Annotated in this window: 17 protein-coding genes, 1 tRNA gene and 1 riboswitch; of the genes, 9 read left to right on the top strand and 9 right to left on the bottom strand. The window is 47.3% G+C overall.

What is annotated here, in order from left to right:
* Positions 1-14 precede the first annotated feature (14 nt).
* Positions 15-740 carry a hypothetical protein gene (locus tag FCL45_RS20610; RefSeq protein WP_136798706.1) on the top strand — a complete coding sequence of 242 codons (726 nt, stop codon included), beginning with the start codon at positions 15-17 and terminating at the stop codon, positions 738-740.
* A gap of 202 nt (positions 741-942) precedes the next feature.
* On the opposite strand, the gene FCL45_RS20605 is transcribed toward FCL45_RS20610, so the two are convergent.
* From FCL45_RS20605 to FCL45_RS20595, 3 genes are all read right to left on the bottom strand, one after another.
* On the bottom strand, positions 943-2502 hold the full coding sequence (locus tag FCL45_RS20605) for a TolB family protein (protein ID WP_136798707.1): 1560 nt from the start codon (positions 2500-2502) through the stop codon (positions 943-945).
* Between the two features lie 62 nt (positions 2503-2564).
* Positions 2565-2638, bottom strand: a riboswitch (cyclic di-GMP riboswitch).
* Between the two features lie 310 nt (positions 2639-2948).
* Positions 2949-3545, bottom strand: coding sequence for a hypothetical protein (locus FCL45_RS20600; RefSeq protein WP_136798708.1), 597 nt, complete (start codon positions 3543-3545; stop codon positions 2949-2951).
* An 890-nt stretch (positions 3546-4435) separates the two neighbouring features.
* Positions 4436-4512 (bottom strand) — tRNA-Arg (locus FCL45_RS20595).
* 295 nt (positions 4513-4807) lie between these two features.
* On the opposite strand from FCL45_RS20595, the gene FCL45_RS20590 reads away from it, so the two are divergent.
* Positions 4808-5593 carry an outer membrane protein gene (locus FCL45_RS20590; protein WP_167495837.1) on the top strand — a complete coding sequence of 262 codons (786 nt, stop codon included), beginning with the start codon at positions 4808-4810 and terminating at the stop codon, positions 5591-5593.
* Positions 5594-5672: 79 nt separating this feature from the next.
* On the opposite strand, the gene FCL45_RS20585 is transcribed toward FCL45_RS20590, so the two are convergent.
* Positions 5673-7454, bottom strand: a complete 1782-nt coding sequence (locus tag FCL45_RS20585; protein ID WP_136798710.1) for a chloride channel protein — start codon at positions 7452-7454, stop codon at positions 5673-5675.
* Complete coding sequence (locus tag FCL45_RS20580) at positions 7451-8641, bottom strand: deoxyguanosinetriphosphate triphosphohydrolase family protein (protein ID WP_228721384.1); 1191 nt, start codon at positions 8639-8641, stop codon at positions 7451-7453. The genes FCL45_RS20585 and FCL45_RS20580 overlap by 4 nt, the downstream gene beginning before the upstream one ends.
* 250 nt (positions 8642-8891) lie before the next feature.
* On the opposite strand from FCL45_RS20580, the gene FCL45_RS20575 reads away from it, so the two are divergent.
* Complete coding sequence (locus tag FCL45_RS20575; RefSeq protein WP_275942941.1) at positions 8892-9110, top strand: SelT/SelW/SelH family (seleno)protein; 219 nt, start codon at positions 8892-8894, stop codon at positions 9108-9110.
* A gap of 7 nt (positions 9111-9117) precedes the next feature.
* Here the strand turns inward: FCL45_RS20575 and FCL45_RS20570 are convergent, their stop codons facing one another.
* Entirely contained in the window at positions 9118-9624 is a 507-nt protein-coding gene (locus tag FCL45_RS20570; protein ID WP_136798712.1) for a metal-dependent transcriptional regulator, read from the bottom strand.
* A gap of 646 nt (positions 9625-10270) precedes the next feature.
* Here FCL45_RS20570 and recN point away from each other — a divergent pair.
* Both recN and FCL45_RS20560 read left to right on the top strand, forming a co-directional pair.
* Complete coding sequence (recN, locus tag FCL45_RS20565; protein WP_136798713.1) at positions 10271-11962, top strand: DNA repair protein RecN; 1692 nt, start codon at positions 10271-10273, stop codon at positions 11960-11962.
* 94 nt (positions 11963-12056) lie between these two features.
* Complete coding sequence (locus FCL45_RS20560; protein WP_136798714.1) at positions 12057-13103, top strand: thiamine biosynthesis protein; 1047 nt, start codon at positions 12057-12059, stop codon at positions 13101-13103.
* 122 nt (positions 13104-13225) lie between these two features.
* Here the strand turns inward: FCL45_RS20560 and FCL45_RS20555 are convergent, their stop codons facing one another.
* Positions 13226-14170: an AEC family transporter gene (locus tag FCL45_RS20555; protein ID WP_136798715.1), complete on the bottom strand. Its 945-nt coding sequence runs from the start codon at positions 14168-14170 to the stop codon at positions 13226-13228.
* A gap of 116 nt (positions 14171-14286) precedes the next feature.
* On the opposite strand from FCL45_RS20555, the gene FCL45_RS20550 reads away from it, so the two are divergent.
* A complete protein-coding gene (locus tag FCL45_RS20550; RefSeq protein WP_136798716.1) occupies positions 14287-15084 on the top strand; it encodes a nitroreductase family protein in 798 nt (265 codons plus the stop codon).
* An 86-nt stretch (positions 15085-15170) separates the two neighbouring features.
* Here FCL45_RS20550 and FCL45_RS20545 read toward each other — a convergent pair whose 3' ends face one another.
* Together FCL45_RS20545 and FCL45_RS20540 are read right to left on the bottom strand one after the other, a co-directional pair.
* The gene (locus FCL45_RS20545; protein ID WP_136798717.1) at positions 15171-16142 is read right to left on the bottom strand and encodes a tRNA dihydrouridine synthase; all 972 of its coding nucleotides are present in this window, start codon (positions 16140-16142) and stop codon (positions 15171-15173) included.
* A 45-nt stretch (positions 16143-16187) separates the two neighbouring features.
* The gene (locus FCL45_RS20540; protein WP_228721383.1) at positions 16188-17459 is read right to left on the bottom strand and encodes a mechanosensitive ion channel family protein; all 1272 of its coding nucleotides are present in this window, start codon (positions 17457-17459) and stop codon (positions 16188-16190) included.
* Between the two features lie 186 nt (positions 17460-17645).
* Here FCL45_RS20540 and FCL45_RS20535 point away from each other — a divergent pair, with 186 nt between their 5' ends.
* The 3 genes from FCL45_RS20535 (at position 17646) to FCL45_RS20525 (ending at position 20921) form a co-directional block, all read left to right on the top strand.
* A complete protein-coding gene (locus FCL45_RS20535; RefSeq protein WP_167495839.1) occupies positions 17646-19163 on the top strand; it encodes a CCA tRNA nucleotidyltransferase in 1518 nt (505 codons plus the stop codon).
* A gap of 296 nt (positions 19164-19459) precedes the next feature.
* A complete protein-coding gene (locus tag FCL45_RS20530; RefSeq protein ID WP_136798719.1) occupies positions 19460-20080 on the top strand; it encodes an SAM-dependent methyltransferase in 621 nt (206 codons plus the stop codon).
* Between the two features lie 91 nt (positions 20081-20171).
* On the top strand, positions 20172-20921 hold the full coding sequence (locus FCL45_RS20525) for a YebC/PmpR family DNA-binding transcriptional regulator (RefSeq protein ID WP_136798720.1): 750 nt from the start codon (positions 20172-20174) through the stop codon (positions 20919-20921).
* The last annotated feature ends 60 nt before the right edge of the window (positions 20922-20981 follow it).

The raw sequence follows: 20981 nt of genomic DNA, 5'->3' as shown, positions 1-20981 counted from the left end.
ACGGGGGGGAATAGATGAATGAACAGTTGAGGGAGCTTTATCAAAAAAATTATCCTATCGTTGCTAAAGAAGTGAAAAGTATAAAAAGTGAAGCTTGTAGTCCCTTGCTTGTAAAAGTTAATGAAGAATATATAAACTCTGAAGTGAAGGTGATAATTTTTGGCCAAGAAACTGACGGGTGGTACGGCTGCTTCAATGAAACTCAACATGATATCGACAAGCTAATGTCTGGTTATCACGACTACCTGCGTAAGATATCGCCAAATGGAAAAAAAAGATCCAAAAGAGCATTTTGGAATGGGAAAAATTTTGCATATTTTGAAAGGAATTTGATATTGGATGGGAAGCGTCCTGAGTTTATCTGGAACAATATTTCTAAAATAGGTAATCTTGGGAGAGGAAAGCCTGAGGAGGATATAAGGAGATTGGAAAGGGCTTACTTCAATGTCATAAGGGAAGAGGTGGAGATATTGTCGCCAGATTTGATAATATTTACAACTGGGAAAAGAGATGGTTATATAAAACATCATTTTGGGAATTCTTCTGAGTTTATTCCTAAATTATATCTTGAAGACGGAGCTATGGTGAGGGAATCAAGTAATTTGATTGCTGAAGTTAAATTGGAACTTTTTCCGGATATTCTGGCGATAAGAGTTGAACACCCAAATAGAAGATCCCTAAGGAATAGTATTATATTAGATGTAATTCAGCAGTGTTGGCTTAAGCATAAGGTGAATTGATGAACTTGGTCTCCATTAAAACTGAGCAAACAGATATATTGTCATTAAATATGAACTTTTAAGGTAGCTATAACGAGTTAATTTTCTAAATAAAATTTTAGATAATCCTCACATCGCCAGAAACATAAAAGCACATGTGTTGTAGCTGCTTAAGAGTCTTTTTTGTTCTTTTTTTGAGGGTTAGGGGAAATCGGAATTAGTTTTATGGAACAATTCGAACCAAGTCTTCACCATGGATAAGTAGACCTTCTTCGGTTTCTGCCTCCAATACAGCAATCAGTTCACCTGAATCAATATTTGCATCAGTTGTTTGCACTTGACAGAGCAAGTCTAAAAGCCCATCTGCATTAGCATCATCACTATTGCAGAGATAATTAGATTTTTTTTCTATCACCTTTAAAGTTACCTCTTCAATGCTAAGCGTTATCGTTTCTGGGACAATAGTGATTGCATCAAATTCAACAGAGCTTAGAATTGCAACAGGGATAGTAATTTTATTTTTAATGTTAATGCTATTGGGGTCGCTACCAGGCTTGATGTCTATCGCGACATTGATTGTTGTTGGGCTTGGAACGGCATGAAATATCTCGCCGCCAAGTCCGTCATCGTCCGGACCTACCCATACAATTTCACCATTATTGTTAATTTGTGGGTATTGGTTTGATCCCCCGTTATCAGTTAGTTGGGTCGTCGTTGACCCGTTATAAAGGAATATTTCACTATTGTTAGGTGCGTCAGCGAGTGTCGTTGACCATACGATATGGCCTTTATCGTTTATTTGTGGATCTTTATCATAATCATCGTTATCTGTAATTTGAATAACAGACGAGCCGCTATAGAAAAAAATTTCCCACCCGCTGCCATTGTAAGCTGACCAGACTATTTGACCACTATTATTAATTTTTAAATTGTAACCATAGAAAGAACAAGGGTCATCGTAATCATTATCCGTAACTTGAATGATAGAAGAGCCGTCGTAAAAATATATTTCAAAGTCATTGCCATCATAACCAGACCAAGCTACATGTCCCTTGTCATTTATTACTGCTCGCCAATCCTTATAGCTGTTCTTGCTGATCTGGCTGATTATCGTACTGTTATAGATATATATGTCACCGAATAAATAAAACAGAGATCCACCTTTAGTGGGCATATCCCATACTATTTGATTGAGGTTGTTAATGTCAGGCCTTAAATGTCCGGCATATGGGTAGGGTTCTTGTGTGACTTGCTTTGTCTCAGAATCTTTATAGAGGAATATTTGAGCGAAATCAGATTGGATACTACATTCGTTAGGAATCCGATAAATGCCTATCATGCTAGACCATGTCACATTCCCACTATCGTTAATACGGTAGTGTTCGTTCCAATTGAGGTAGTCATCTGAATCCAGCTGGATTATTGTATAACCGTCGTAGAGGAAAATATGTCTATTGCAAAAATTTGAACTTGTAAGGGGTAATTCGCTAGCTCGCCACACGATATCTCCGCTGTTATTGATTAGCGGTTTTTCATCATTGAAATTGATATTAGTAATTTTAGTTATAAGCGAACCGTCATAAGTGAATATATCCTTTTCATATGGACTGCTTTTGTCAGTTCCCTCCCATACTATGACTCCGTTATCATTTATTTGAGGATAAGCGTTATAGTATTCACTGTTTGTGATTCTTGTTGTTTTGTAATCTTGAGCATGAACATGAAATATTGCCGTGGTGACAACGATAGTTGTCATCAGTAGAATCGAAAATAGCTTTTCCATCTTTTACACCCTTTAATATTTTCAATTACTTAAATACCTAAAAAGGCCGAGCGACTTTTTTGTCAGGTAGCCCGGCTGTCTCTTGAGGCCCATGACTTTCCGTCCCTATCTCGCGACAGGTTTGGCTTTGTCAGGTATTCATGATGACTATAAGGGTTAGTTTATGAGGGGGTAGTGTGGCTTGTCAATACTGCTGGGTGGTAGCTACTTAAGGGGGGAATTGAGATTAATTCAGCCAAACAACTAAATTAGTTCTTTTTCCCGTCACATATAATATGCTGTAATTTAGTAGTTTTTCCATCTTGGTTTTACGTTTTATCGTTGCTATATGAGTGAGTTAAATGTGATTGATTATAGAATGGGTAGGATGTAGGGCTTTTAGGTTTGAGGTGATGAGGGGTGGGGTTGGTGGTGGGGTATGGTGTTGTATTATTTCGCCATTTGATTTATTTTCTTTTTCTTATTCTATAATATTCGCTTCCCGGAATAGTTCGTGCCTCTTGTCTAATTTTTTTAAATTTTTTGTCACTTATATATATAGGTTTAATGTGTTGAGTTCCTTTTTCTGTGGTGTTACCAACTTGGTAAGGGATATTTACAACATTGTATATTTTAAGTGCTATTTTAGATATCGTGATTTTGCCAGGTTTGATCGTAAATGAAAAAGGGGAAGAGAGTTTTATAGTTCTAGACTTTGAATGTGCACTCTTGGATAAAGTCGTTTCAGCATTGATTTCTATGCCATGAAAAATATACTTACCCTTTGGTAATCCTTCGTAAATAAAAAAATTATGTGTAGATTTAGGTAGTATTGAAAGGTTGGTTTCATTTGGGGACCATAAAGGGCGGTAAGAGTAACAATACGTACCACCACTTACGTATGTCCGTATGAGCAGAGTGCCTGTCTCATTTGGGTGATTGTGGTGTAATGTTTGTGCTTGGGTCGAAGTGAATACTTTGCGGCAACTCGCTGTAGATACAACCAGTACCAATATTGTTAATAGAATAATATATTTTTTTGTTATTTCATTCGTCTGCTGCATGTATCATAGATTTTTAAATGTGAAGATACATAGGCAATGTATGTGTGAAAACCTATTTGGCTGAACTGTGCCTGTATAACGGTATTTTAATTAATTCTAACCGAATGGTGTCGCATGGTTCAAGGCGTGAGTATTATACCTTGAAATAAATAAGAAATTTTTGTGACTACAGGAAAATGATGGTTTTTCTTATGAGTACGGGAGTCGCAATAGAGAAGGGTAATATAAGATTGAATTAATAATTGTACTATTATGTCAAACACATATTGAGTCGGTGCCGCTTGATAAGCCCTGTAGTGCATAGACCGAGATGGGTTCCCTCTTTAGTCGGTATATCAAAATGAGCATGCCACCAGTCTAATGTATCGTTGTGTTCTGGGTAGATAAATGAATACCTACATTAGCCAGCAAGTTCATTCCTACAAGATGACTTTAACGCTTTCTCTAGCCTGCTGGTCGCTCGCATGTGAGTATCTTGCGACCATTGCATCAGATTTATGCCCAGAGAGTTTCTTCAATATGTTGAGGGGTTCCAGCATCCGCGAGTTTTGTTATGAAGGTGTGACGGAGGGTGTGGAATATAACCTTCATTGGGGAGTTGTCTATACCCTCGTTTAGCTACAGCTTCTGGATCGCTCGGTCAAAAGTGTTCGAGATGTATTTTAACTTGGCTCCTGTTGCGGTCCTAAATACATACTCGTCTCATCTTGCAGATATAAGATTTTGCAAATATCAGGTAGAGAGGGTGAGACACATGCCGCTCATGCTGACGCTATGATCAGTCTTGAGGGCAATTGGGGAATAGTTTGAAAAGGTTGTTACTGGGTTGTTAAAAAAGCTGTAAAAACAAAAAAGGACTTAGCACGTTGATGCTAAGTCCTTGATATATCTGGTACACCCGAAGGGATTCGAACCCCTGACACCCAGGTTCGAAGCCTGGTGCTCTATCCAGCTGAGCTACGGGTGCACAGGACGGGCTCGGGGCCCGTTGTGAGTTGTGTAATATGGTGGGTTTTATATCACAACAGTCAGGAAGGGTCAACTGCTTCGTCAGGTGGAGGGGTAGAATTATCTAAATTATTATTCCGCCATGGGGCTTTTTTGTAGCTGCTGGGGCTCTATCTTCCCTGATTACTGAAGATTCATCGAGGTTTGCAATACCCGATAGAGAAATGATATACCTGACTGGTAGGTGGAGGGGGAGGCGGCGGCAAAGTCTTCCTGTAAACTTGTACTTTTCGGTTGGAGGGGAGGAGAACGTCATGCGTGTGCGAATAGGCATTACAATTTTAAGTCTGCTTGTTCTCTGCACCAAAGCTCAGGCGGCCTATAATGGCTGGTACATTGGTGGGGCTGCAAGTTATCTGTTTCAGGCTGATAGTGATAATGGTGGTACAACCGGCTCATTCGTTACCGGCAACGGCTCGTCTTCAATACCGGCCGGCACCCAGGTATCGGCCGGTACTCCATATGACTGGGAGACCGAATTTGACGATGGATGGGGACTTTCCGGTGAGATTGGCAAGATGTTTGTCGATGGCTGGCGGCTCGCAGTGGAGTTGAACTATACCAGCGCCGACGTTGATCAACATAGCGGTGTTCTGCTTGGAGGAACTGATATTGGCAGCCAGGATGCTGCGCTGTTAACAGGCTCCACCAGTCAGAGTGGTGTGTCGGTGAGTCAGTTGGTGGCTGATGGCAGGGGGGATCTCTCCACCCTTGGGGTATTTTTAAATGGCTACTTCGATTTTAATAAGGAGGGAGCGTTTCAACCCTATCTTGGAGTGGGCCTCGGCTTTGTGATGGCCGAGGTGGAATTCAAGCCTTCCGGGGTGACAATCGTTGATGACGACGAGACCAAGTTCGGGTTTCAGTTCCGTGCAGGAGCCGCATACAGCATTACTGAGTATACGGACATTTATGGTGAATATACCTACAGGATAACGGATGATATCGAAGTGGAAAATTCACTCTTCCCAGGGGATCTGGAAATAGAAAATGAGCAGCACCTTTTGAGTGTAGGCGTGCGCTACAGGTTTACGTATTGATCCGGTCGTTTAATGGGGAATTGGGGATGATGAAAAAGTAGCCTCAGGCCGAGGAATATGCCTGAGGCTTCATCTATTTTCATTCAGGGTTAGCCACTCTGATGGACCCGACCTTTTCGCTGATACCTTTCTTGAGTACCTGTCGGTTATAGGCGGAAATGACGCTCCTGCGCTTGAGCATACCAACGACCCATCGGTCATCAAGCGACTCGACCACAGGAATTTCTTCGATCCCCTTGATATCGAAGAGCTGCATTGCCTTGTACAGCGAATCGTCAGGGGTAAGGGTGATTACACTGCGCTGGCAGATAGAACCGACTGTCTGGGCGATTCGTTCGCTGGTTTCCCGGTGGATGATATTTTTTATATCACTCATGGAGACAATACCGACCATGCGGCCACGGTCGTTGACCACCGGGAAATAGAAACCGCTCTTGGCCTGCGCGAAAATTTCCAGCATCTGGTTAATGTTGGCTTTCTCACTGATGAAATCAACATCTTCGGTAATTGCCGAACCAACCTTGAGGGTTTTCATTATCGAAACCTCACGGCCTTCATGCAGATTAATGCCTTCCCTGGTGAAGTCCACGGTATCTATGGAGTCTTCACAGAATTTCTTAGCCACGATGGTACCGATGATGGAGACCAGCATAGCGGGAACGATAATGCGGTAGTTGCCGGTCATCTCAAAGAGCAGAAAAATAGCGGTCATCGGCGCATGGGTGGACGCTGCCAGGAAGGCACCAATTCCGACGGAGGCATAGGCACCGGAGTCGGCGGTCATATCGGGAATCATTCTGTTGACGATGGCGCCAAAGGTGCCACCGATCATACTGCCGATAAACAGAGCAGGGGCAAAAACGCCACCGGCACCGCCGGAGCCAAGAGTAAGTGCTGTGGCTATCATTTTCAGGAAAATCAGCGCGAACATCACTTTGGTGATTCCTTCACCATAAAGTACATTCCCCATGAATTGGTACCCATCGGCCATTACCTGTGGGAAGAAGATGGCGATCACACCAACCAGGAAAGCTCCGGTAATTGGTTTGATCTGGGCCGGAATAGGCAATACCTGGTATTTGTCCCGGATGAAATAGAAGATCTTCAGATGAAGTACGGCAGCGAGTCCGATAATGACGGCCAGCAGACAATAAAGTGGTATCTCGACGAAATGGTTGACCACATCGTAATCTGGAATGACAAATACGCTGGTCTCACCAAAGTAGGCACGGGTAACAACAGTGGAAATGGCGGAAGCTGTAATGAGGGCAGCGAATGAGCGTACCTCGTAGGTGCCAAGCAGGATGATTTCCGCGGCAAAAAATACGCCTGCAATGGGGGCATTGAACATCCCGGCAATGCCACCTGCAGCGCCGGCAGCGATATAGACCTTCATCCTGTTACTGTTTACCCCGAAAAACTGGCCGACCTGAGAACCCATGGCTCCACCGATCTGAGCGATAGGCCCTTCGACGCCTGCAGAGTTGCCGGTACCGATGGTGAGCGCGGTGGAAATGATCTTTAGAAATATGGTACGGGCTTTGATATAACCGCCTTCAAGGTTCACCTTACGCAGGAATTTGGGGAGCCCGTAACCATTGATCTCACCGGGAAAGAGCAGCGAGAGGGGGATCAGCAACACCATGCCGAGCATGGGGATAAGTGGCAGTAACAGCAGGTTCCAGCCGCCCTGGTCGATACCGAGCAGTTCCTTGCCACCATGCAGGAAAAATCTTTCGAACAGTTCTACCACGGTGCGAAAGAGAATGTTCAGCAAACCGGCCATCAGACCAATGAAGGTCGCGATAATCAGCATGCGGGTATTTTCGCCGGGGAGCAGTTTGCGGAGTTGTGAAATCATCGTTTTACCGGAATGTTGCAGCCGATTTCAGCTGCTTGATGTAAAAAATAATCATCCGTCATTCCCGCTATGAAATCACGCACCATGGCTGCAGCCTGGCCAGGCTGGTAGCAGTGTGCCGCATCGCTCATGAGGTCAACTTGAAGAGTACTGGCGGATCTGTTTTCTGCCTGTTTGCAGTAGTGGGCGAAGAGGGCCCGATAACATTCCCTTATACGAGAATAGTCTTGCTTGGTGGATGGCGCAAGATAGATTCGCTCGTAGTTAAAGGCTTTGAGTTGGTGAAGGCGTTCAGACACATCGTGGCTGAAACCTATGGCGCAGGCTTTTGAGTGGTCGATTGTTCCAGGGGCCGGGACAGTGCTGTTCGCAATAAGGTCTGTTACCAGGTTATAGACGATGGTGCCGTTGGTCTCGCCAAGAATTTCACGGCACTCAATCGGTATCTCTTCTCTGGTAATAAGGCCCAGGGTAATGGCGTCTTCGATATCACGACCAATGTAGGCGATGGTATCCGCAAGGCGAACTACGCAGCCCTCGAGGGTCGCAGGTGTTAAGCCCTGGCTGGGATCGGCTTCCTTGGTGCGGTACTTTTCATCAAACCCGGCAAAGTCAATGTCCGGTTGGGGTGTAAGCGCTCTGGAGTGGACTTCACCGTCATGGCAGAGTATGCCGTCGAGCGTTTGCACCGAAAGATTCCAGCCGCGTCCTTTACGTTCTAACTTATCGAGAAATCGAACGGACTGCAGGTTATGCTGGAAAAGCGGGAGACCATGTTCATCACAAAGCTCGGCTAAAAAAGATTCTCCATCGTGGCCAAAAGGCGGATGGCCGATGTCGTGGCCGAGAGCGATTGCTTCGATGAGGTCTTCGTTCAGGTGGAGAAACCGGCCTATGGTGCGGGCGATACGTGAAACAAGCTGTACATGCAGTACCCGGTGGGTGATGTGATCATTTTTAACAAGACAGAATACCTGGGTCTTATCGATGTATCGGGTGTATGCCCTGGAGTGCAGAATACGGTCGGCATCAAGGGCAAATTGCTGGCGGTATCCTTCTCTGCTTTCCTGTTGTCTGCGTGAGGCGGATGAGCTAAGTGTTGCGAGCGGTGAAAGCCTGTTCAGCTCTTCATCGTTCAATATTTCCAGGGTGGAAAAAAGCTCGTCCTGAAGCATTCGGCCCGGCATTTTCTGATCCTTGATTATACAGAGTTTGTTTATGGGGATACCCATCCCCAAAAAAACCGATTATTGTACTGCTACTGGCTGAAAATGCACGTGTAAAAAAGTGCTTTATCCTGTCGCCTACAAAGATTATTTTATTTGCGCCGGGAAAACTCAGCTGCAAGTGTAAAAGAGTGATTGGTTTTTTTGATTATCCCGCAGACTTTAAAATTTTACAGAGATGGTCACACGTTGTCCACAACAAGGTATTGCTATGAAAATAACGATTGAATACTGCACAAAGTGAAACTACGAACCACGTGCCTCAAGTTTGAAGGCGGAATTGGCAAAACAGTTTGATGCGGAGGTTGAACTTCTTGCCTCCGGTGGTGGGGTTTTTGAAGTTTCAGTCGACGGAACCCTGGTCTTTTCAAAGAAAGCGTTGAAACGTTTTCCAGAAGATGGGGAAGTGGCTGGTCTTATCACCAAATGAGACGATTTTAGATTTTGGGGTCGGTCTTATCCAGACAATGTGAAACGCATTTCTCACAGTCAACCCTGGTCATACCCTGTTGACAGAAATCACTGAACCCTCTGAGGAGGTCATCTCCGCCACGTGGGCAACGCTGGATAAAATCGATAAAACTGATCATTCGTGAAATGATTTCGGGCGGTGCGGCATGTTCTATCTTGCAGGCGCCCTCCTCTGCTATTTGTTCGTCGAGAGCAAGAACTTCCGTGAAAAAACGCTTCAGGGTTACATGCCGGAAAATTACGTCTTCGGCAACCTTACGCCCTTTTTCGGTCATGGTGATCGCTTCATACGGGGCGTAGTTGATGAGACCTTTTTTGGAGAGTGCCCGAAGCGCCTCAGTGACAGATGCGCGACTTACACCCAGGCGTGCTGCAATTTCTTTACTGCGTGCGACCAGCTTCTCGTCAACGATGTGGTAAATGGCTTCAATATAATCTTCCAGGCTTGCGCTAAGTGTTGGTTTCTTTTTCATGATGGGTTGTTACGGGATATGGGTCTTGGGGAACTCTGATGATATTGAAAACCGGTTGCCAGGATTTCACTCCCTTGTTATAGGGTTGTAACCTACCGCCCTTTGCCAAGCGAGTCAAGCCGGATAGGCCGGATATTTAGTGAATTTCAATCGGTTTCCCGGATTGTGCGGATGAACAGTGGGTAATTCCGGGGCGAGTCCTGTATGATCAGCAGGAAACTGTTCGGATTTTGTCTGGCTTTCGCCTGAATTTCTTGTCAGTTCAGGTTGCTTCGTCTTGAGAGTTTTGGCTTGAGACTACAGGTGCCTGCAAAGTCGGGGTGTAGTACCATAATTGGGCGTACCTGTTACAGGAAAAATGTTAATAAAGATCACCCTATATGGTCTGTACTCTTTGTTAACAGTGTAGAAATATGACACGTACAGTTCACCGAACGAGAAATCCGGCTCTCAAATATCATTGTGGAATGAAAACAATGTTCGTAATGATTTAGGGTTAAGAATTGTTGGTTACGTGCATGCTGATGAAAAAAAGTAGGGTAGTTCAAGATTCATGCTCGCAAATATTGGATATTGCCCGGAGTAGACACCTGTGTGGAAGGGAATTCCGGAGACTAAGTATTACAGATATTTTTAGGAAATTGAGATGCTTTGCGAATTACGGGTTCAAAATCTGGCGTTGATCAGCTCCCTTGAGTTGAACTTTGAGGAGCATGACGGTGGTGGTCTGGTCGTTATGACAGGTGAGACAGGTGCGGGTAAATCAATCATGTTGAGAGCCATTCACCTTCTGACCGGTGGACGGGCTTCAGCTGACTGGATTCGCAACGGTTCAGACAGCTGTGTGATAGAGGCTCTCTTTGAAGTGAACCCACGCCACAGGGATCTGCTTTCGCGCCTTGATGAGAGTGGTTTCGGCGAGGATACAACCGTAGTGATCAAGCGGGTGATCAACCAGAGTGGCCGCTCAAAACTGTATGTGAATGGTTCGTTGGCAACGGTTAAGCTGGTCTCAGCCATTACTGCAGATATGTTGAGCGTGGCCAGCCAGCATGATCACCAGAAATTGATGCAGACAGCCAACCACCTTGATTTTCTGGATACGTATGGCGAATTGATTGAGGATCGTCAGGGGTTGGCTAAAGTATATGATCAGTGGCAGACGCGTCTGGCGGAGCTGGTCGCTTTACACCAGCAGGAGCAGGATAAAGAGCAGCGCAGGGATTTTCTCAAATTTCAGCTGGAGGAGATCGAGCAGGCGGCCGTTGTCCCTGGTGAAGACGAAGAGCTTTCCGCAGAAAAGAAGAGGCTTAAGAGCGCCAATGAACTGATCAAGATCAGTAAAGAGAGTCACTATCTTTTTTCAAACGAGATTCTGGATTCGATGTCTAAGCTGCGGCGTAACCTTGAGCAATTGGTTGCACTTGATCCCCAGGCCGAGAAGATGGCGGAGGAGATCGGCGGATTGACCTTCCAGGCCGAGGATTATGCTACGGAGCTGCGCCATTACCGTGACGGTCTGGAGAGTAATCCGATTCGTCTGGAACAGGTGAGCGAGAGGCTGGATATTCTCCATGGCCTGAAGCGAAAGTACGGCACTACCCTGGAAGAAGTTATCGAATATGGCGAGAAGGCGCAGCACGAGCTATCCAGAATTGAAAATATGGATCGTGAGATAGCGGAGCTTGAGGCACAGGTTCAAAAACTTGAGAAGCGTGCCACCAAACTTGCAGCAGACCTCTCGAAAAGACGCAGAAAGGTTGCCGCGGCCATGGAGAAGGCAATGGGGGTTGAGCTCTCGTCGCTGGCCTTTAACCAGTCAGGCTTTGAGGTTCGATGGCAGGGGCATGAACAGACTTCCGATAATTTACGGGCAGCAGGCTGGGATAAAATCGAGTTTTTCTTTTCCGCTAATCCCGGTGAGCCGGCACGCCAGCTGGTTAAAGTCGCCTCTGGTGGTGAGTTGTCACGCCTGATGCTGGCGGTAAAGTGTCTGCTTGCCAAAAAGGATATGGTGGATACTGTAATTTTTGATGAGGTCGATGCCGGTATCGGTGGTGAAGCAGCCGAGGCTGTGGCCAGGAAGATCAAGCAGCTATCCAGTCATCATCAAGTGTTTTGTATTACCCATCTGCCCCAGATCGCTGCCCGTGGAGATCTGCATTTTCAGGTTTCAAAAGAAGTTGAAGAAGGCAGAACGCAATCCTCGGTAATACAGCTCCCTCACGATCACCGGGTTAAAGAGTTGGCACGCATGCTGGCTGGTGATTCGGCAACTGAGCAGACCCAGGCCTGGGCTCGGGAAATGCTTGAAAGAGAGCAGGAAGTTCAGCAGTAAACCGTTACTAACAGCCAAAGGCTAGATACTCACGCAATACAGGCTGGCTGTTCGAATGGTAGCTGTATGCTTGTGCAATTTTATATAGGTAATTATGACGAAGGTTAAAGCGCTGTCTCTATTTTCGGGCGGCTTGGACTCTATTCTGGCAACTCGAGTTGTTATGGCGCAAGGGGTTGAGGTCACTGCGGTAAAATTTGTTTCACCTTTTTTCAATTATGACATTCTTGATGATATAGAAGGGTATAAGGAACAAGTCCGGGATAAATATGGAATAAACGCCATGGTTGTCGACATCAGTGAGGAATACCTCGAGATGTTGCGCCAACCGGCCTACGGTTTCGGCAAGAACTTCAATCCGTGTGTGGACTGCAAGATTTTCATGGTCTCAAGGGCCAAGCAGATGATGGCCGAACTGGGAGCGTCGTTTCTTATCACCGGCGAGGTCCTGGGGCAACGGCCTATGTCTCAGAGAAGGGATACCCTGAATGTGATAAGCCGTGACTCCGAAAGTCGCTCCATTTTGTTGCGGCCGCTCTGTGCCAAACTGATGGCACCTACTCTCGCTGAGGAAGAGGGGTGGGTTGATCGCGAGAAACTACTGAACTTCAGTGGCAGAGGTCGATCAAGTCAGATAGCGCTGGCCAAAGAGTATGGCATCACCGACTTCCCCTCGCCGGCTGGAGGCTGCACCCTGGCTGACCCTATTCTCAGCAGGCGGATCAAGAATTTCTATAACGACGGCTTTGTCGTAAAATCGTCGGATATGACGGTTACCGACATCCTGCTGCTGCTGGTTGGCAGACAGTTTCTGTTGCCGGGTGGTGGTTGGCTGATGCTGGGCCGCGACGAAAAAGATAACACCAGACTGTCGTCGCTTGCCGAAGAGGGAGATGCCGTGTTGGGGATGGAGCAGCAGCCCGGGCCGATAGCTCTTCTGCGCCGTGCCGATACTTTTTACGCAGGTCCGGAAGATCTCCAGAAGGATCTGGAACTTGCCGCAAGCCTGGTGGTTCGCTATGGTAAGAAGATCAAAGGTAAACCGCCTGAGGCGGATGTTACCTGCAGGCTGGCAGGAAAGAAGGAGACGATAACTATCGGGCCGATTGCCGATGAGATTTCCCGTGCCTGGATGCTCTAGTACACTCTGGGTTCAGTATTTTTTAAGGTAAGCAGCAAGGGAATTTCAATATCTACAATATCCGTAAACCGCTGATCAGGTGTGACCTGGTCAGCGGTTTTTTTATGCCTTTTCGACTGGTTCTATAAATTTAGTATTGAAAGCAGGTAGAGCAGTCCTGTATAGGTAGCCACCGAGCAGAGCGAAGAGAGCATGATGATGGTGCCGGTTAACTCCACATCGCTCTTTAACTGTTGAGCCATGATAAAGGCGGCCGTTGCGGTGGGGGCGGCCAGCAGGATGATGCCTACTCCGAGATCCTGGCCGGTGACTCCAAGTGCGAGAAGCAGGGGGATCGCCACCAGCGGCATGACAATTATTTTCATGATGGTGGCCAGGCTTGCCGTTACGATGTCTCCCTTCAGCCGCTGTGGTGAGAAAGAACCGCCAATGGCGATCAAGGCCAGAGGCAGTGCCATACCGGCTATAATGTCCATGGAACTGTCGATAACTGCAGGCAGTGGCAAATCGAAATAGCTCCAGGCGATGCCGAGAAAAGATGAGATGATGAGCGGGTTGAACGCAAATTGGTACATCCAGAAAGCCGAACCCATGGTGTGATCGGAAGATCTCATCGGCAGCAGCATGGCCATGACTGCCAGAAAATTCATGGGTGGAACCAGAAACCCGATAATGATGCCTGCGGTGGCAAAGCCGGTTTCTCCCCAGGCATTGAAAATGATAGCCAAACCAAAATAAGCGACATTGCCCCGAAAGATTCCCTGGCAAAAGGCCCCGAGTTTTTGAGGCGGATATTTTCTGAACAGCCCGTAGCCATAACTGAGGATTGCTGAAGTCACGATAATGGCCAGCACGCCGAACAGCAGCCGGGGGTTGAAGCTGGCCTGAAAGTCGTTCGAGGCGATTTTGTGAAACAGCATGGTGGGCAGTGCCACATAAAAGACCAGTCTATTCAACTGAAAAAGAAAACTGGCATCAATCAGTCTGGTGTGCTTTAAGCAGTAGCCGACGACAATTACCAGAAAGACCGGCAGAACTATAGAAAAGTTTTGTAGTAAGGTGGACATGGGGCATGCTCTGGGAGATGAAGGGTTAGACGATAGTCGTGCAATATATGGCATATTTCCAGATGATATGGAACCCCCAAAAAACAGTTTGTTGAATTACCAGCAATGAGGTGGATGTGAACCCCGTAATCGATTCGATTTTGCAACGCCGCTCAGTGAGAGCGTATAGTGACAGGTTAATACCTCAAGAGGAGAGGGAGCTGATTATTCAATGTGCTATGCGGGCTCCGACAGCAGGCAACATGATGCTCTACTCCATTATCGAGGTCACTGATCACGATAAAAAAGAGCAATTGGTCAAAACCTGCGATAACCAGCCATTTATCGCCAAGGCTCCCTTTGTTTTACTTTTTCTTGCCGATATGCAGCGTTGGTATGACTATTACCGATTAAGTGGTGTGCCGCAGCTTTGCCGGGAGCAGGGAAGAAGTTTTAAGCAACCTGAAGAATCCGATCTTATGCTGGCCTGCTGTGATGCATTGATAGCTGCACAGAACACGGTGGTGGCAGCCGAATCTCTGGGGATTGGTTCCTGCTATATAGGAGATATCATGGAAAACTATGAGGTCCATCGAAAGATGTTTCAGCTGCCTGACCTTGTTTTCCCAATTACCATGCTCTGTTTGGGTTATCCCAAAGATGCGTTGCTGGGCAAGCCACTCACACCAAGGTTTCCAAAAGAATCAGTTGTCTTTACCGATACCTATCAGCGACTTGATGAGCGTGGTTTCGAGAAGATGTTTGATGAGCGTATCGCCAGGGAGTTCGCTTCCGGGCGTTACCTGGGGGACGCGATCAACCCGGGCCAGCATTTCTATCTCAAAAAGACCGGCTCCGGTTTTATGCGGGAGATGCGCCGGTCGGTGAAGACGGCGCTTGCAGCGTGGAATTCAGCCAGTGAAGGACGCAAGTAGCTTCAACCCGGATTTCGCATGGGAAGTTCGGGTGAGTCTTCAGCCATGAGCGAGGGTGGTCCCCAAAGCAGTCTCCTGCCAAGTCCTTATTCGAACATCATCTCCACCGCATCCAGGAATTGCTCCTCGGTGCGGGCTTTCTTGATTTTTTTAAGCGCTTTTTCCCTGCCGGGAAATGAGCGATAAAGATAGAGCCAAAGCTGCTTCATTTTACCGAGTAAATGGCCGGGGCCTGAGAGCTGCTGCCGGTACGCATCGCAAAGTTCATCGTGAAAAGCACGTATCCGTTCTTTCTTTCTCTCCTGGTCGGCGGGTGGCAGCCCTTTCAGTTCTTCGGCCAGCAGGGGATTCATCAGCACCCCCCGACCGATCATCCATTTGGAAATCTGCGGAAACCTGTTGGCTAAGTACAGGTAATCATCCAGCGAGTTGATATCGCCATTGTAGGCAACCGGGTGTCGGGTGAGCGCAAGGCAGTCGGCGAAGCCGTCCGGGTCGGTTTTGCCTTTATACATCTGCTTGCCCAGGCGCGGATGAATGATGATCTCTTCAAGCGGGTAGTCGTTGAGTCGTGGTAGCAGGGTGATGCTTTCATCCTTTTCCTTGAAGCCCAGCCGCATTTTGATTGAGAGGGTGGCGCCAAGTCTGGGCAGTACCTCGTCGAGTAATTCAAGAATTTGTTCAGGATAGGGGAGCAGGCCCGAACCGCGCCCTTTGTTGGCAACCATCGGGGCGGGACAACCGAGGTTCCAGTTCAGCCTGGTGTATCCAAGATCCTCGAGTCGCAGGACGAGATCAATAAATTCGCCCGCATTGTTGTTGAGTAACTGCGGTATAACCTCAATGCGGGTGTTATCTTCGGGGAAGAGGTCCGCAAGCAGTTTCTTTTTATTGCTCGGGTTTTTTTGAGGGTTGATGAAAGGTGCTATGGCGCAGTCGATCCCCTTGAAGTGATCAAAAAAGACGTTCCTGAACAGCACATCTGTAATTCCCCTCAGCGGGGCCAGGTAAAGAAAGGGTGTTTGGGGCAGGTTGCCCCCGGGTACATCATTTGACATAGTAATAACAATAAGAAACTGGTTGCTTGGATTAGCTGGAAAACCCTAGTTGACAAGCTCGTTGGAACGACTGTTTATGGAGCGCAGGTCATGGCCGCTGGGGGCCTGGAAAATGCGCAGGCCAAATTCGGGTACTGCTGCCAGGAGATGGTCGAAAATGTCAGCCTGAATTGCCTCATAACTGGCCCAGGCCTGGTCCTTTGAGAATACATAGATTTCAAGTGGTAAACCCGTATCGGTGGGCGCGAGCTGGCGGACTAGAAACGTCATATCTTTATGAATATTGGGATTGTTGCGCAGATAGGCAATGACATAGGCGCGAAATACTCCGATATTGGTTTGTCGGCGAGAGTTGAGAGACGTCTCTTCGGTATCGGTAGAGCAGTTGTTGAACTCTGTGATTTCGGTATCTTTAGCAGTGAGATAGTCTGAGAGAAGTGTAACTTTACGTAATTTTTGCAGGGAAGCATCATCGATAAAGTGAATGGAGCTGATATCAATGTTGAGAGCTCTTTTGATCCTCCTGCCTCCCGATTCGCTCATGCCACGCCAGTTTTTAAAGGAAGATGAGACGAGCGCATAGGTGGGGATGGTCGTCACGGTCTTGTCCCAGTTCTGGACGCGGATACAGTTGATGCCCATATCTATCACATCTCCGTCGGCACCATACTGCTGCATTTCAACCCAGTCACCTATTCGCACCATGTCTGTCGAGGTAAGTTGTACAGAGGCAACAAAGCCGAGTATGGTGTCTTTGAAGACCAGCATAGTCACGGCGGTGAGGCCACCAAGAACAGAGATGATGCCCCAGGGAGACTTGCCGGTGAAGATTGAGACGATGAAAATGGCCCCCACAATGACTGTGATTATCTTGCCCGCATCCGTGTAGCCGCCCAGGGTACTGCCTTTGTGCTTTCTCAGGATGCGATGAATATCATTTATGCAGGAGAAAATTGAAATCAGGCAGATCACCGCGATTATTACGAAGCCGCTCATGATCAAACGTCGCGCCAGAGCATATGCGGGGCTTGAAGCATCGAGAAAAGCGTCAACTGCAACCGAGAAAATGGCGACAGGTACGAACCAGCTGAATTTATCAAGCAGCCGATTCTTGGCCAGAGGGTCAGACCAGCGATAGCGTTTATTGCTGATCCACCTTGAAACCGCTGCCAGTATGGTCTTTTTCACCAACCATGTCGCGACAAATGCAGCCAGCAATGCGCAGCCCAGCATGATTGCTGTGGCCAGGGATATTGCCAGGGCTTCGTTAAGCTTCAAAGAGATAAGGGCTGAACTCAGCCATTGCAGTGTGTTCATAGATTTTTGGTTGTTGTTTATAATGTCCCATCACGTCACTTTTTGGGGGTGCGACAGGAAGTGATGAAAAAAATCGCTCCTTGGTCATCTATCTCAACATGGCAGGACTGTTCATAACCTGATGAATATGGTATGCTGGAGCGTTAAGCGGTCGTTCAGAGAAAAGCATCACTATAGTAGATGAAGATGAAAAAAGAAAGCAGGCTGCAACAGAGAATTATTGATATTGAAGGGCTTGTGCGTCGTGTACCCCAAGAGGTGATCACGGCTCTCATGTCGCTTTATGATAAGAGTGGCACGCCTATGTATATCGTGGGGGGGCCGGTTCGTGACTGGTTGCTGGATCTTGAATGTCACGATTTTGATATAACCGTCCCTGACGGAGCTGAGCTACTCTGCCGGGAACTGATCAGGTTGCTGGGCGAGGGTGCATATGTGCAACTGGGTACGGATGATGAAGAAGCTGCCCGGGTTGTCTGGCGTGGCTTTGACATCGATGTGTCATCTTTTCGGGGCGGCGTCGCGACCATAGAAGAGGATCTGGCGTTAAGGGATTATACCGTCAACGCTATCGCTGTGAACCTCGCTGATGCGGTGAAGGGAAGAAGTGCGCGTACGCCCGACTCGTTGCTTATAGACCCCCTGAATGGTGTCGAGGATCTGTTCAACCGTCGCCTGAGACACTGTCCGAACGCCTTCGAAGCAGATCCGCTCAGGATGCTGCGCGGTTACCGGTTTGTCGCCACTCTGGGTTTTGATCTCGCTCCGGATACTCTCGAGGAAATTCGCGAACAGAGTGATGCAATCTGTCGGATCGCGGCCGAGCGGATTCGCTATGAGCTGGACAAAATTATGGCCACAGATTATGCAGCTGAAGTGCTGTGGCAGATGGATGAGTCGGAAATTCTCTGTCAGTTGCTGCCCGAGTTGTATGAAGGCATTGATGTCGAGCAACCCGATTTTCATCATCTGGATGTTTTTCATCATAATTTCCAAACGCTGCACGAGATGGAGCAATTGCTGGCGGTTCCTGGGAAAATATATCCAAATTGCAAGGATGAGGTTATTGCCTACACTAAGGATGGCAATACACGCAGATGTCTGAAATGGGCGGCGCTGCTGCATGATATTGGTAAACCGGCTGCTATGGGCGAGGCCCGCAATGGTTCCCGGGTGACCTTTTATGGCCATGATGAAATAGGCCGGGCTCAGTTTGAGGTTATTGCCAGAAGGCTCAGGTGGAGTAATGAAGATCGTGAGCGCACCGGTCATCTGGTAGCGATGCACATGCATCCTTTTCATCTCTGCAATGTCCGAAGAGGTGAGAAACTCACCCGTCGGGCTGCACTGAAGCTGTGTAAACGTGCCGGTGATGATTTGCCCGGGCTTTTCCTGTTGGCCATGTCAGATAGTCTGGCAAGTCAGGGGGAGTTAAAGCCTCAAAGTATGGAAAAAGAGCTGGTAGAGCTCTATAGTGAGTTGACACAAATTTACAGAGAGCATATTCTGCCCGCGCTCACCGGTCCACCGCTTCTGGGCGGCAAGGAACTGATAGATGAATTCGGCCTTACTCCCGGGCCTGTTTTTAAAGAGATTCTTGGTGAGTTGGAGATGTTGCAGGTCGAGGGAGTGATTGAATCAAAAGAACAAGCAGTGAGTTGGGCCCGACTGTATATTGAAGAGCATGGGGTAAAAGAGGATTAGCCCGAATCGCTCATGAGCATATTGTCGTAACAATGGCAGACTATATGTTCTCAATGCATTGATAGTATCGATAAAAGTACGGAGATATCGATAAAATGCATTACTGGAGGCAAGCCCATGCGGTGCCGTTTTCTTCTGCGTCCTGGTTGCAAAAATAGTTCGCTAGTATTTACAGCCATAGATTTGAATCGGACACCGCCTGAACTAATGAGAAATCCGGGCCAGGTTGACCGCCTCTCCAGGTAGGAAAACAGGCCCCGTTTCGCCTTGTCAAAGCATAGCAAATGGACTAAAAAGTGCGTAAAGTTAAAGATTATTATGCCCAAAAGGCAAAAAAAGAAAAATATCCGGCCCGCTCCGTTTATAAGCTTGAAGAGGCTCAGAAAAAGTATAATTTTCTGCGTCGGGGAGACAGTGTGCTCGATATCGGTTGCTATCCTGGTAGCTGGTCGATATATGCCGCTGAAATAGTAGGTCCCAAGGGAGTTGTGGTTGGCGTTGATCTGCAACAGGTCGAAGAGGCACCTCGGCCGGATAGCGCACAGATCCATTGGCTATGTCAGGATATCCGTGACGAGGATTTTGTAAAAAACGTTCGTCGCATTCGACCTACTTTCAGGGTGCTTATTTCTGATATCGCTCCAAAAACAACAGGGAACCGCTGGTCCGACGCGCAACAATCGCTGGCGTTGGTTCAGGAAACCCTGCGGATTGCTGATTTGCTTTTGCTTCCAAAGGGGCATTATATCGTCAAAGTCTTTCAGGGCGAGGATTTCCCGGGTTTTGTCCAGGAGCTGAAACAACGGTTTGAGATGGTCAAGGTGCTCAAACCCCAAAGTTCCCGGGTAGAGAGCAGGGAAGTTTTCGTGCTTGGCATGGGCTTTAAGAAAAAGAAGCCGAAACCGGGCGAAAAATAATTCAATTGAGTGTGAATCGAAGACAAATTGATAGGCCGGAAAATGTCCGGTTATCTTTTTAAAATCAAGAATATATATCACAGGAAGAGCTATGGCTGGACATTCTAAATGGGCAAATATCAAGCATAAAAAGGGTGCTGCTGATGCCAAGAGGGGTAAGATCTTTACCCGTCTGATTAAGGAAATCACTGTTGCCGCGCGTATGGGCGGTGGTGATATAGATGGCAACCCGAGGCTGAGAAGTGCAGTGGCATCTGCAAAAGCTGAAAATATGCCCAAAGACAATATCACCCGCGCAATCAAAAAGGGCACCGGAGAGCTCGAGGGTGAAGTGTACGATGAGATCCTCTACGAAGGATACGGACCTGGTGGCGTTGCTGTTCTGGTTGAGTGCATGACTGACAATCGTAACCGTACAGTTGCTGATATCAGGCATTACTTCTCCAAAAGCAATGGTAATCTTGGCGAGTCCGGTTGTGTTGCGTGGATGTTTGATAAAAAAGGATTGATCCAGGTGGACAAGGCAACCATGAGCGAAGATGAACTCATGGACATTGCGCTTGATGCCGGTGCTGAAGATGTGGTGGAAGAGGACGAGCAGTTCCAGGTTCTCACCGCGCCTGAGGATTTCGATGCCGTTCGCGAGGCGATGGAAGAGGCTGGCGTTGCCATGCTCAGTGCAGAGGTTTCCATGGTTCCGAAGAACACTATTGACGTTACCGAAGAAAATATTGCCAAGTCACTCATGAAGCTTCTCGATAGCCTCGAAGATCACGACGATGTACAGAATGTACACGCTAACTTCGATATCGATGACTCTCTTATGGAGAAACTGTCCTGATACTGAATGTTTGGTCAGAACAGTGATTATGACAGGGGCACAGGAGGCAATGCGCCTTTT

The sequence above is a fragment of the Desulfosediminicola ganghwensis genome (assembly GCF_005116675.2).
In the GTDB taxonomy this organism is placed as follows: domain Bacteria; phylum Desulfobacterota; class Desulfobulbia; order Desulfobulbales; family Desulfocapsaceae; genus Desulfopila; species Desulfopila ganghwensis.
The sequence above is the reverse complement of the archived record's forward strand: the minus strand, read 5'-3'. Positions and strand labels throughout refer to the sequence as shown.

Excerpts from the sequence above, each read along its gene's own strand:
- FCL45_RS20605 (WP_136798707.1), bottom strand. The coding sequence starts at position 2,502 with ATGGAAAAGCTATTTTCGATTCTACTGATGACAACTATCGTTGTCACC.
- FCL45_RS20590 (WP_167495837.1), top strand. The coding sequence starts at position 4,808 with ATGCGTGTGCGAATAGGCATTACAATTTTAAGTCTGCTTGTTCTCTGC.
- FCL45_RS20525 (WP_136798720.1), top strand. The coding sequence starts at position 20,172 with ATGGCTGGACATTCTAAATGGGCAAATATCAAGCATAAAAAGGGTGCT.
- FCL45_RS20540 (WP_228721383.1), bottom strand. The coding sequence starts at position 17,459 with ATGAACACACTGCAATGGCTGAGTTCAGCCCTTATCTCTTTGAAGCTT.
- recN (WP_136798713.1), top strand. The coding sequence starts at position 10,271 with ATGCTTTGCGAATTACGGGTTCAAAATCTGGCGTTGATCAGCTCCCTT.
- FCL45_RS20560 (WP_136798714.1), top strand. The coding sequence starts at position 12,057 with ATGACGAAGGTTAAAGCGCTGTCTCTATTTTCGGGCGGCTTGGACTCT.
- FCL45_RS20600 (WP_136798708.1), bottom strand. The coding sequence starts at position 3,545 with ATGCAGCAGACGAATGAAATAACAAAAAAATATATTATTCTATTAACA.
- FCL45_RS20580 (WP_228721384.1), bottom strand. The coding sequence starts at position 8,641 with ATGCCGGGCCGAATGCTTCAGGACGAGCTTTTTTCCACCCTGGAAATA.
- FCL45_RS20535 (WP_167495839.1), top strand. The coding sequence starts at position 17,646 with ATGAAAAAAGAAAGCAGGCTGCAACAGAGAATTATTGATATTGAAGGG.
- FCL45_RS20555 (WP_136798715.1), bottom strand. The coding sequence starts at position 14,170 with ATGTCCACCTTACTACAAAACTTTTCTATAGTTCTGCCGGTCTTTCTG.
- FCL45_RS20570 (WP_136798712.1), bottom strand. The coding sequence starts at position 9,624 with ATGAAAAAGAAACCAACACTTAGCGCAAGCCTGGAAGATTATATTGAA.
- FCL45_RS20545 (WP_136798717.1), bottom strand. The coding sequence starts at position 16,142 with ATGTCAAATGATGTACCCGGGGGCAACCTGCCCCAAACACCCTTTCTT.
- FCL45_RS20585 (WP_136798710.1), bottom strand. The coding sequence starts at position 7,454 with ATGATTTCACAACTCCGCAAACTGCTCCCCGGCGAAAATACCCGCATG.
- FCL45_RS20610 (WP_136798706.1), top strand. The coding sequence starts at position 15 with ATGAATGAACAGTTGAGGGAGCTTTATCAAAAAAATTATCCTATCGTT.